Source organism: Rhizobium sp. 01N48 (assembly GCF_056399145.1).
On sequence record NZ_JBFTQT010000001.1, the window covers coordinates 650,494 to 662,010 of the forward strand.

The window sequence follows — 11,517 nt, forward strand, 5'->3', positions numbered from 1 at the left end:
TGCTGGAATTGCTCTAGGCGACGTCGATCGACAGCTTGGCGATGCCGTCGATGCCGCAATCGATATGGTCGCCGCGCTTGACGGCGCCGACCCCCGCAGGCGTGCCGGTCATGATCACGTCGCCGGGGGCGACCTCGAAGAGCTTCGAGAGCTCGGCGATGATTTCAGGCACCTTCCAGATCATCTGGTTGAGATCGCCATCCTGCACGCGCTTGCCATTGAGATCGAGCCAGACGCGACCGGCATCGGGGTGGCCGAGCTGTGCGGCCGGCACGATCGCCGAGACGGGAGCGGAGTGTTCGAAGGCTTTCGCCAGTTCCCACGGGCGGCCGAGCTTCTTGGCTTCGGCCTGCAGGTCGCGGCGTGTGAAATCGATGCCGACGGCGTAGCCGTAGACGCAGTCGAGCGCGTTTTCGAGCGTGATATCCTTGCCGCCCGCCTTCAGCGCCAGCACGCATTCGACCTCGAAATGGACGTCGTTAGACAGCGGCGGGTAGGGGAAGTCCTTGCCATCGGACAAGAGATTGTCGGCGTTCTTCTGGAAGAAGAAGGGCGGCTCGCGGCTTGGGTCGTGGCCCATCTCGATGGCATGGTCGGCATAGTTGCGGCCGACGCAATAGACGCGACGCACCGGAAATCGATCGGTGGTGCCTTCGACGGGGAGGAGGACGGGCGCGGGAAGCGGAATGACGGTGCCGGCGGAAGAGGAGGTGGACATGGACGGGGATGCTCTTGCTGTTTTCGTGAGTCCGGGCATCTTAGCCGCAAAAGCGAAGCCGGGGGAAGCGGGGAAGACCTCAATCGCTTGTGAGCCAAAACCCTCTCTGGCCTGCCGGCCTGCCGGGGCCGAGCCAACGGTCTCGACCCGCGCTTTGCGCCCCCACAAGTGGGGAGAGGACCCGTGGCAACCGCCTGCCTCAATTGAGGTTCGACAGCGCGGCCGGGTTAAGCCCTCCCCCTTGTGGGGAGGGTGGGGAGGGGATCTTCGGCATATGCGATTGTGCATCGCGTTACGGCATTGCTGCCCTGCGTGGGGAAACTGGCGTTTTCGCGCGCTTTGCGCTATGAGCGCGGCATGACAACATCGCATTTCTACAAACAGGCGCTCGAAACGGGGCGGCCGGTCTTCGCCGTCGCACCTATGATCGACTGGACGGATAGGCATTGCCGTTATTTCCACCGGCAGATCAGCCGCAGCGCGCTGCTCTACACGGAAATGGTCGTGGCCGACGCGATCACCCATGGGCCGCGCGAGCGGTTGCTGTCCTTCGACGCCGCCGAGCATCCGGTGGCTTTGCAGCTTGGCGGGTCCGATCCGGAGAAGCTTGTGAAGGCGGTGGAGATCGCGGCGCCTTACGGCTACGACGAGATCAACCTCAATGTCGGCTGTCCCTCGGATCGGGTGCAATCCGGTACCTTCGGGGCCTGCCTGATGCTGACGCCTGAGGTCGTGGCGGATTGCATCCGGGCGATGAAGAAGGTGTCCTCGGTGCCGGTTACCGTGAAGTGCCGGATCGGGGTGGACGAGCAGGAGCCGGAGAAGGCGCTGCCGGAACTCCTCGACCGGGTGCTCGATGCCGGCGCCGACGCGATTTGGATCCATGCGCGCAAGGCCTGGCTGAAGGGCTTGTCGCCGAAGGAGAACCGCGAGATCCCGCCGCTCGATTACGACATCGTCTACCGCACCAAGCAGGCGCGGCCGGATGTGTTCATCGGCATCAATGGCGGCATCCAGACGCTGGATCAGGCCGAAGAACATCTGCGGCATGTCGATGGCGTGATGCTCGGGCGGGCGGCCTATCAGAATGCCGGCGTGCTTGCCGATGTCGATCATCGCTTCTTTGGGGCGGAGGCGGAAGCCTTCGACTGGGAGCTTCTGCGCGACCGGATGATGGATTACGCGGCGCGGCATATCGCGGATGGCGGCCGGCTGCAGCAGGTGGCGCGGCATATGGTGGGGCTGTTTACCGGCCTGCCCGGGGCGCGGCGCTATCGGCAGATTCTGTCCACCGATGCGGTGAAGGCTGGGGCCGGGCCGGAGGTGATTGCGGCGGCTTTCGCGGCGGTGGATTTTTCGGGTGTGGTGGAGGATGCGGTCAGCGCTTGAGGGGGTAGGCACAAGGTCTCCACGGCACACCAAAAACCCACGCCGCCCGAAAGCGCGTGTTTCCACCATTCCAAACTTCGCTCGGACGGGGCGCTGGAAATCACCTCGATTGAGTAAGTAAGATATGGCGCTTCCCAGCGCCCCGTTCGGCGGTTTTTATCCGCGACTTCGATCTCTCTGCCTTCTCGCCCAACTTCGCGGCGAGACCATGTGTGCCTCACAGACACGTCCGGGCTCAACTCAGGCACCATCTCGCGATGGAACCCGCCGTCACCGGAGGGAGATCATTTTCCGCGAACCCGGAACGGGAGGTTTTGCGTCCTACCCTCACGCTCCGCGCCGATCCCGCCTCGCCGGCACGCCTGCCGGTGTATCCAATGACGGGACGCCGACAGTGTAGGGCGGGGTTTCGGCACGGGGAAAATTGTGGTGATGATTTTTCGTGAATTGCTGATGTGAAACCTACATCATGCCGACAGAGCGGCGGTCACGCCGCCGCCCTTGACCGCCCCTACAAGCTCCGACAAAACGCCAACGACGGCATGAAGAAATACTCACCGCCCTTCATGGTCACCGTCTGCGGTGTCGCGGTCGTGGTCGCGGTGGTCGTGCCGCCCCATTCGACCGGACAGTGGATGTCAGGGCGCGGGTTGGGGCTTTGGCCGATCACGAGGTCGAGGCCCGGGGCGCCGGCGCCCGGGGGGACGCGGGGGAAGCCGGGGTTGTTGGCCCAGGTCGATTGCGCGAACTCGAACTGCTCGGCGATGTCGGCGTTGAAGGCCATGAACAGCAGGCCGACATCCTTGCTCGGCTTGTTTTCGATGCGGCCGTCATTGGGCTGGTCGGTGCGCACGCCATAGGTCTGGCCGCGCCGCGCCATGATGTGCAGGCGTTCGCCATCGACGGGCTCGAAGCCGCCGGAGCCGCGCGGGTTGACCTTGCGGATATGGGCGAAGAACGGACATTTGGCGCCGTTGGGATCGCTGTCATAGTCGAAGTCGTTGGGCACCGGGTGGTGGTTGCCGTCTGCGAACTGGGTGGTGAGCGGCGTGCCGTCCTCGAAGCGGCCGACCAGCATGGCGCCCGCCCGTTCTGCATCGTCGCCCTTCAGGTGCAGTCGTTTGGCCAAGGCCTTTTCCTGCTTCTTGAACTGCTTGACGTTCTGCTCGAGCTTGCGGAAGACGAAGTAGCTGCCGAAATGCTTTGCCGGATTGGGGGCGGCGGTATCGGGCACGATGACGCGGCTGAGCGCGAAGGCGGGGTCCCAGTTGGTGGCGCCGTCGGCCGTCAGGCGTTCGTCGTCGATATCCTCGGTCAGGAACAGTGGCTGGCTGCGGCCGTCGACATAGCCGAAGTGCTCGATGCCGTCGCCATTGCTGTTGTGCAGGCCGTGGCCCTTTTCCTCGCCGAGAATATGGACGCCGTGGCATGCCTGGATCAGGTGGCGCACCGCCGTCAGCGCCTTGTTGCGTGGGCCGGACATCTGGTCGCCGACGAGGATGACGGCGTGGATGGCGTCGCGGAAATGCGGTTCCCAGGTGCCAGGCGCCGGATCGTTCAGGCCGGCGTTCTTCATGCCGGAGCGGAACGAGGTGTCCGGCGGGATCTTCGGAGCGGGGATTTGCAGCGCCGTGTAGCCATCGCCGGTGAGGCCGACGCTGACATAGGGCGTGCCCTTGGTGCCAGTCGCCTTGAAGGCCTTGACCTCCTGCAGGTGGGTCTTCGCCGATTTCAGGAGCGGCGTGCCTGTCGGTGGCTGCGACAGCGCCTTCAATAGCGCGCGGCCGCCGGCGGGGTCTGAGAATTTCAGGAGCAGGATGGTCAGGAATTCGCGGGTGTGCGCCTTGACGATGTTCGGTTGAAGTTCGTCGAGCATCACGGCGGCGTCTCCCGCAGCGCTCTCCCATGAAAGCGGTTGGGTCAGATCGAAAGGCATGGCTCCTCCTCCTCGGGGCTGGTCGGCCTAGGATGTTTTCATGCGCATGGCTGGAACTGCTCAGACCGACGGTTGATCTGCTGTTGTCTTGCTCAGGTCTAAAATCATCGATTTTTCGCAAGCGGTATCATCGCCGCCAGAGACTGGCGGGCGCATTGCCGGTATGGATGCAATCTATCTGTGCTTGCTTTTTATGGTTGCATATGCAACCTGACATTTATATCTCACATTTTGCTAATAATCGCAATAGCTATTTAGAAGCAGGTACTTGGCGGAAATTTTTGCGCCAGAATGAAACGCTCGCCCTTTGGTGGTCGCTTAGCGAGAGGTTGCGTGTGGCGACCGTAGGGTCGTCAACGAGCAAGGCGCGATCACGACAAATGTGATGGAACAAGGGCAGCGTTGCTGACGTTTCAAAAACGCTGCCTGTCACGCTCCACCCCGCCCATATCAGGGCGATCCCTCTCTTCGACGGCATCCGGATTTGCCCCGCTTCGCCGCCGCTTTCGGACGGAGGATCCGTTATGTCCGCATTGGAAAGCCTGCGCCGGCTGACGCCGCAGCAGCGCAATACAGTTATCGCCAGCTATCTCGGCTGGACGCTCGATGCCTTCGATTTCTTCATACTCGTCTTCGTTCTCAAGTATATCGCCGCAGAATTCAAAACCGACGTTCCCGCCGTCTCGGTGGCGATCCTGCTGACGCTCGCCATGCGGCCGGTCGGCGCGCTGCTCTTCGGGCTGGCGTCCGACAAATACGGGCGGCGGATCACGCTGATGGTCAACGTGTTGCTCTATTCGATCTTCGAATTCCTCACCGGCTTCTCCACCGGGCTCACCATGTTCATCGTGCTGCGCGCGCTCTATGGCATCGCCATGGGCGGCGAGTGGGGTGTGGGTGCGTCGCTGGTGATGGAGACCGTGCCGGAGGAGAGCCGCGGCATCGTTTCCGGCATCCTGCAGGCCGGTTACCCCTCGGGTTATCTCCTGGCCTCGATCGTGTTTTTCCTGCTTTTTCCCATCATCGGCTGGCGCGGCATGTTCTTTGTCGGCGCCGCACCGGCGCTGCTGGTGCTCTACATCCGCCGCAGCGTCGAGGAGAGCCCGGCCTTCCTGAAGCAGCAGGAGCGGGGACGCCGGCCGTTCCTGACGGTGCTCAGGGAGAATATTCCGCTGTTCATCTGGTCGGTGCTGTTGATGACGGCGTTCAACTTCTTCAGTCACGGTACGCAGGATCTCTATCCGACCTTCCTCGAGACACAGCGCAACTACGACAGCTACACCACGGGTGCGATCGCCATCGTCTACAATATCGGCGCGATCTGCGGCGGGCTGTTCTTCGGGGCGCTTTCGCAGCGGATCGGCCGCAAGAAGGCGATCGTCATCGCGGCGTTGATCGCGGTGCCGGTGGCGCCGCTGTGGGTCTATGCGCCGGGCCCGGTGCTGCTTGCGATCGGCGCCTTCCTGATGCAGTTCTTCGTGCAAGGTGCCTGGGGCATCGTGCCCGTGCATCTCAACGAGCTTTCGCCGGATGAGGTTCGCAGCACGTTTCCGGGGTTTGCCTATCAGCTTGGCAATCTACTGGCATCGGGCAATGCCACGATCCAGTCCGGCCTCGCGGCCCATTGGAACGGCGATTACGCCTATGCGCTCTTGATCGTCGCCGGCATCGTGGCTGTCGTCGTGGCCGTGCTGGCAGCGTTCGGCTACGAGAAAAAAGATGTGCGCTTCGGCTCGGAGGATGCCGGAGAGCCGCACCGCGCCCTGCGCGCGTGAGCGGCAAGGGGCGGCCTCTGACAATCTGGGGCTGCCCCTTGCACCCGTATCGATCGATATGTAGTCTACTTCAGGTAGGCTTTTGTTAACGTTGAGTGGCTAGCGCTTTTCATCGAGGCGGTGTTTGCACACCGGGCCTCGTCATCATCGTTCGATGGGTGCCGCAGTGAATTTTGCCTTTATGCTACCGGTCATGATGTTGACCTTCGGCTGCACCTTCCTCGTCGTTTCAAGGTTCGGATCGCGCGAAGCCGGGCTGTGGGCGGCGGGTTTTCTCTCCGCTGCCGTCGCCTTCTCTGTGCCGATGTTTTTCTCCTCGCTGCCGATCCCCGTTCAGGCGCTCAGCGCCGACGCGCTCTTTCTCTCCGCCTTCTATTTCTACAGTGGCGCGCTCCTGAAGCGCTTTCGCCGGCCATCGCGTACCGCCTTGCGCCTGGGCGTCTGCGTCGTTGCCTATGCGACACTCGCCTATGCGGTGCTGGTGCTCGAAAGCCTGCCGGCCGAGCTCCTCATCAGCGATGTCGCCTGCTCGGCCTTGCTGATCTTCGCGATCGGCTCCTCTTTGCGCAGCACGCGCCGGGCGATCGACCGCGTCCTGCTCGGCGTCACCTCGCTGATCGTGCTCGAAGCGATCGTCCGCAATGCCATCCTGCTGGTGATATTCTCACCTGGGGGCGATTTGGAGAGCTTCGGCACCTCCACTTACGCGTTCGTCATGCAGGCGGGCGCTTCCGTCATCGCGCTGCTCTTTGCGCTCTCGGCGCTGGCTGCGACGACGCTCGACACGATCGAGCGCTACCGCGATGCGGCCGAGAGCGATTCTCTCACGGGCCTGCTCAACCGGCGCGGCTTTGAAGAAACGGCAAGGCGGCTGAAGGCGCGGGGCGCGCTGAACGGGGCCATTCTCCTGTGCGACATCGACCATTTCAAGCGGATCAACGATACGTTCGGCCACGCCGCCGGCGACAGCGTGATCGCGGGTCTCGCCGAACTCCTGAAGGCGCGCCTGCCTGAGGGAGCCTTTGCCGCGCGTTTCGGCGGCGAGGAGTTCGTAGCGTTCCTGCCGGGCGCGGAGCTCGCCGATGGCGGAAAGGTCGCGAATGCGATCCGGCTTGCCTTTTCGGCGGCCGGACAGCCCGATGTCGCCGGTGTCGGCAAGATCACTGCAAGCTTCGGCGTCGCCTGCGTGGCATCAGGCGACGCGTCGCTGACGGAAACGATCGGCCGCGCGGACGCAGCCCTCTACGCGGCCAAGGATGCCGGGCGCAACCGGGTGATGCTGGAAGGCACGCCTGCGCGGGAAGCCCCCGCCATTCATGTGGCGTCCTAGGCGGACCTTCCGTCACTCCAAACCAAACATTTGATGGTATTTTTGCAGCCTTCTCGATGGCTTCGAATTATCTTTGGTTGTGATTGATTTCATAATTGCAATTATATGGTTTAATTTATTGAYGCGCCTATTGGACTGCGTCTTCATGAGGACGGTGAGAAAATCCGTCCTCATGGGGGAGCAAGATGACACAGTTCACCGACGAACTCGTGCGCGTGTGCAAGGGGGAATACGCCCGCTGGGACAATGGCGAGGGACGGGAGACCTGGGGCACGCCGCAGCATGCCAAAGACTATTACCTCTTCGTCAAGGAATACTGGCAAGCCGTCGGAAACAACAGGCTCGACGGGCGCACCATCGTCGGCGGCATAAAGCCTGCATGGTCGTCCGCCTTCGTGTCCTTCTGCATGAAGAAGGCCGGCGCGGGAACGCGGTTCTTCTACACAGAGGCCCATTGCCATTATGTTCACAAGGCCATGCAGCAGGCGAGCGGCGCGATCAGCGGTTATGGCTATCGCGCGCGGAAGCCCGAAGACTACAAGCCGAAGCCCGGCGACATCGCTGTCGGCGGGCGGGAGTATGCCCTGACCTTCGATTACGACAAGGCCGAACTGGTCTATGAGGCCGACAGCTTCTATCTGTCGCACGGGGACATCATCCACACCATCACCGATGACTTCGCACTGACGATCGGAGGCAATGTCAGCGACAGCGTCACGCAGAAGCGGTTGAAGCTGACGAGCAACGGTTTTCTCAGGGACCGCGTGAACAGTTCCGGGCGGGACATCCCCTGGATCGCGGTTCTCGAATGTTTGATCTAGCGGTCAGGCAGCGGAGATGTGGGGCGTCGCCGATGCCCGCGGCGCGATTGCCTCTCGGCCAAGCATGAAAAGCGCCAATGCCAGGAGCGCGACACCGCCGTGCACCCAGTAGGCGAGGCCATAGCCGCCCCGGTCGGTCAGCCATCCGGCGACCACATTGCTCAGCGATGCGCCGATGCCCTGTACGGTCATCACCGCGCCGAGGCCGACGTTGAAGCGGCCAGTGCCGGCGAGAATTCGTTCGGCCGCGATGGGCGTTGCGATGCCGATCAGGCCGGCGCCGACCCCATCGAGAAACTGCACCGGATAGATCGAGCCGAAGCTCGGCACGCTGCCGGCGATAGCGCCGCGCAGGGGGAGTGCGCAGAGCGCGATGACGAAGACCGATGCCAGGCCGAAGCGCCTGATGAGGACGGGAGCGAGCAGCGCCATTGCGATCATCGACAGCTGCGACACGCCGGTGACGATCGCGGTGGTGCGAAAGGGCGTGCCGAGCTGGATGGAGAAGTTCTGGGCGATGAGCCGGCTCATCGGTGCGTTGCCGAAGTGGAAGACCAGCAAGGTCAGCGCGAGCAGGACGAGGCCACGCGAGTTCGCGAGGACAGAGTAGCCGGAGGGGCGGGCTGTTGCGGCCGATCCATCGTCTGGGCTCTTATCCGCTGTAAGGCCGCGGGCGACGTCGTTGTCGATGTCATCAGGGCGGATCGCCAGCGTCGCGATGATCGCGGCGAACGCGGTGACGAGCATCAGGCCGATCACGCCGTTCAGCCCCCAGACTATGGTCGCGGCATAGACGCAGGCGAGCGAGAAGACGTTGCCGGCATGGTTCCAGAATTCGTTGCGAGCGACCTGTGCAGAGAAGGCGCTTTCGCCGACGAGGCCGAGCGTCAGTCCCATCAGCGCTGGGCCAATCACCGCTCCGACGATTGCGGTCATCGACTGGCCGCCGAAAACCGAGGCATTTCCGGGGCTGGCCAGCGTCCAAAGCGCCGCCGCCGTGACCAGCGTAACCGGGATCACGATGAGCAGGCGCTTGTGCGGCGAGGCATCGACAAGGGCGCCGAACAGCGGCGTGGCGATCAGGCCGAGAACGCCGCCAAGGGTTGCCACGATACCCAATGTCATCGGGCTCCAGCCGTGGGTCGCCAGGAAGCCATCGAGAAAGGGGCCGAGGCCATCGCGGGCGTCGGCGAGGAAGAAATTCAGAACCGCGAGCGCCACCAGCGAGCGACCGGACAGACCACTGTTCGAAACTGAGTTCACGCCATGTCTCCGCCAAAGGGCCTGTGGACCGCGATTGCCAGAGACATCATTCGGGCTGCCTGGCTTCCGGTGCTGCCTCAAACGGCCTGTCCGGTGAAATGTTCCGGTTTGCGTGGCGTTCTGCCGCCGCGGCGACGATATATTTCGCGGAGGCGGCCGGACCTCTTGAAGCCTTTCGGTTCAGCGGTACATGCTGCCGCCAACTTCAACTCTCGGGAATCACACATGCCCTTTGCCCTCAGCCCCGCGGCCATCTGGCCGATCGTCATGCTGCTTGCCTCCAACGTCTTCATGACATTTGCCTGGTATGGGCATCTCAAGCACAAGGGGACGGCGATTTTCGTCGCGATCATCGTCAGCTGGGCGATCGCCTTCTTCGAATACTGCCTGGCGGTGCCGGCCAACCGTATCGGCTCGGCGGTCTATTCGACGGCGCAGCTGAAGACCATGCAGGAGGTGATCACGCTTCTGGTGTTCTCCGGCTTCTCGGTGTTCTGGCTGGGCGAAAGCCTCACCTGGAACCATGCGATCGGATTTGCGCTGATCGCGGTCGGCGCGTCCTTCATCTTCCGCGGATGATAGCGATTCCGCCTGATGGGACCGGGTAAGTCCTTGAATTACAAATTGTCCATGTCACGGCTCTGCCTCAATTTCCGACGGTTTTGACCGCAGCCTGTCACCGTTCAGGGATATGGAGGTGACAGGTCATGAGTCTTTCCTTTCCAACGATGGCGGCGATCCGATTCGGCTATGGCTTTCGGCCGGGCGAAGCGGCGCCGCAAAACAAGGACGGCCTGTTGAAACAGGTGAACGCGGATGCGCGGGCACCGGTTGCGTTTCCCGTCGGCGGTATCGAGCAGCGGCATCAGGTGATCGCCGACCTGCAGGCCAACCTGCGCGATCTCAGGCAAAGCGGCGACGATGACCAGACGCGTCGCGAGCGGCGCAAGGTGTTGCAGAAGCAGGCGCAGCGGGCGTTCCAGCAGGATGCGAATGCGCGGCTGCTGCAGGCGGTGATGTCGCCTGATGGCTTTTACGAGCGGCTTTCAACTTTCTGGACCAATCATTTCTCCACCAGCGCCAACAAGAGCTTGCCGATGCGGCTGCTCGTGCCGCTCTACGAAGCAGAAGCGATCCGGCCGCGTATCGGCGGGCGCTTCGCTGACCTGTTGCGCAGCGCCACCGAGCATCCGGCGATGCTGATCTATCTCGATCAGGCGGAATCGCTCGGGCCGGATTCCAAGGGCGGCATGCGGCAGAAGAAGGGGCTCAACGAGAACCTCGGGCGCGAATTGCTGGAACTGCACACGCTTGGGGCCGGCAGCGGCTATACGCAGGCCGATGTGCGGGCTGCCGCCATGGTTTTGACCGGGCTGACCATCGACCGGCAGGAGATGGACATGGCGTTTCGCCCAAACATCGCCGAGCCCGGCCGTCACGAAGTTCTCGGTGTCAGCTATGGTGGCGACAGGCGGCGACCGGGCGATTATCTCGCCATGCTCGACGATCTCGCCGCCAATCCGAAGACAGCGGCGCATATCTGTCGCAAGCTCGCGGTGCATTTCGTTTCCGATCAACCGGATGACGGGCTGATCGCCGCGATGACCGGCACCTGGAAAAAGACCGACGGCGAGCTCAAGGCCGTCTACGGCGCCATGCTCGACCATCCCGCCGCCTGGGCGAACGAGGGCGCGAAGGCGCGCCAGCCCTTCGATTTCGTCGTGGCAGGGCTCCGGGCGCTGAATGCGGGTTCTGGCGATGGCACGGTTGTTTCCTTCTTCAACGACAACGAGCAGGATGATGACGCGCAGGCCATGGGCGCGCAGGGAGCCATGGCTCCGGGCGCTCCTGATATGGGCGGCGCGATGAATGGTGGCGCCACGGGCGATATGAAGGGCGGAGACACCGCCGCTGGCGGTGGTCCGCCGATGATCGATCCCGGCGACGAGGACAGGGTGAAGCGCCGCAAGGCGATGCAGACGGCGAGGGCGCTCGGGCAGGGCGCCTTGAGGCGCATGGGGCAGCCGATCTGGTTGCCGCCGAGCCCCGCCGGTTTCGAGGAGAGCTTTTCGGCCTGGATCACGGCCAGCCAGCTTGCCGAGCGGCTCGGCTGGGCGCGGCGGGCGACCGCGCAGTTCGGGCAGGGGCTCGATCCCCGTGAATTCCTGAAGGCAACGCTTGGCGATGCCGCGCGCGACGACACGATCCGCGTCGTCAGCCAGGCACCTAACAAGACAACCGGCCTGATGCTTGCGCTTGCGTCGCCCGAATTCAACCGTCGATAG

At 63.2% G+C, this 11,517-nt stretch carries 9 protein-coding genes; 6 read left to right on the forward strand and 3 right to left on the reverse strand.

Features of this window, described 5'->3' with window-relative positions:
- Positions 1-13: 13 nt before the first annotated feature.
- A complete protein-coding gene (locus tag AC1DOG_RS03335) occupies positions 14-718 on the reverse strand; it encodes a fumarylacetoacetate hydrolase family protein (protein WP_477926816.1) in 705 nt (234 codons plus the stop codon).
- 357 nt (positions 719-1,075) lie between these two features.
- On the opposite strand from AC1DOG_RS03335, the gene dusA reads away from it, so the two are divergent.
- On the forward strand, positions 1,076-2,107 hold the full coding sequence (dusA, locus tag AC1DOG_RS03340; protein ID WP_477926817.1) for a tRNA dihydrouridine(20/20a) synthase DusA: 1,032 nt from the start codon (positions 1,076-1,078) through the stop codon (positions 2,105-2,107).
- 511 nt (positions 2,108-2,618) lie between these two features.
- Here dusA and AC1DOG_RS03345 read toward each other — a convergent pair.
- Positions 2,619-4,043 carry a Dyp-type peroxidase gene (locus AC1DOG_RS03345; RefSeq protein WP_477926818.1) on the reverse strand — a complete coding sequence of 475 codons (1,425 nt, stop codon included), beginning with the start codon at positions 4,041-4,043 and terminating at the stop codon, positions 2,619-2,621.
- Between the two features lie 524 nt (positions 4,044-4,567).
- Between AC1DOG_RS03345 and AC1DOG_RS03350 the strand changes: the two genes are divergently transcribed.
- From AC1DOG_RS03350 to AC1DOG_RS03360, 3 genes are all read left to right on the forward strand, one after another.
- Entirely contained in the window at positions 4,568-5,818 is a 1,251-nt protein-coding gene (locus tag AC1DOG_RS03350) for an MFS transporter (protein ID WP_047512348.1), read from the forward strand.
- Positions 5,819-5,984: 166 nt separating this feature from the next.
- Positions 5,985-7,148: a GGDEF domain-containing protein gene (locus AC1DOG_RS03355; RefSeq protein ID WP_477926819.1), complete on the forward strand. Its 1,164-nt coding sequence runs from the start codon at positions 5,985-5,987 to the stop codon at positions 7,146-7,148.
- Positions 7,149-7,333: 185 nt separating this feature from the next.
- Positions 7,334-7,969 carry a DUF2272 domain-containing protein gene (locus AC1DOG_RS03360; protein WP_477926820.1) on the forward strand — a complete coding sequence of 212 codons (636 nt, stop codon included), beginning with the start codon at positions 7,334-7,336 and terminating at the stop codon, positions 7,967-7,969.
- Between the two features lie 3 nt (positions 7,970-7,972).
- Here AC1DOG_RS03360 and AC1DOG_RS03365 read toward each other — a convergent pair whose 3' ends face one another.
- Positions 7,973-9,232 carry an MFS transporter gene (locus tag AC1DOG_RS03365; RefSeq protein ID WP_477926821.1) on the reverse strand — a complete coding sequence of 420 codons (1,260 nt, stop codon included), beginning with the start codon at positions 9,230-9,232 and terminating at the stop codon, positions 7,973-7,975.
- A gap of 225 nt (positions 9,233-9,457) precedes the next feature.
- Here AC1DOG_RS03365 and AC1DOG_RS03370 point away from each other — a divergent pair, with 225 nt between their 5' ends.
- Complete coding sequence (locus tag AC1DOG_RS03370) at positions 9,458-9,811, forward strand: DMT family protein (RefSeq protein ID WP_047512340.1); 354 nt, start codon at positions 9,458-9,460, stop codon at positions 9,809-9,811.
- Positions 9,812-9,939: 128 nt separating this feature from the next.
- A complete protein-coding gene (locus AC1DOG_RS03375; protein ID WP_477926822.1) occupies positions 9,940-11,517 on the forward strand; it encodes a DUF1800 domain-containing protein in 1,578 nt (525 codons plus the stop codon).

Bases quoted from the DNA above. Each gene is read 5' to 3' on its own strand.
- AC1DOG_RS03335 (WP_477926816.1), bottom strand. From the start codon at position 718: ATGTCCACCTCCTCTTCCGCCGGCACCGTCATTCCGCTTCCCGCGCCC.
- dusA (WP_477926817.1), top strand. From the start codon at position 1,076: ATGACAACATCGCATTTCTACAAACAGGCGCTCGAAACGGGGCGGCCG.
- AC1DOG_RS03345 (WP_477926818.1), bottom strand. From the start codon at position 4,043: ATGCCTTTCGATCTGACCCAACCGCTTTCATGGGAGAGCGCTGCGGGA.
- AC1DOG_RS03350 (WP_047512348.1), top strand. From the start codon at position 4,568: ATGTCCGCATTGGAAAGCCTGCGCCGGCTGACGCCGCAGCAGCGCAAT.
- AC1DOG_RS03360 (WP_477926820.1), top strand. From the start codon at position 7,334: ATGACACAGTTCACCGACGAACTCGTGCGCGTGTGCAAGGGGGAATAC.
- AC1DOG_RS03370 (WP_047512340.1), top strand. From the start codon at position 9,458: ATGCCCTTTGCCCTCAGCCCCGCGGCCATCTGGCCGATCGTCATGCTG.
- AC1DOG_RS03375 (WP_477926822.1), top strand. From the start codon at position 9,940: ATGAGTCTTTCCTTTCCAACGATGGCGGCGATCCGATTCGGCTATGGC.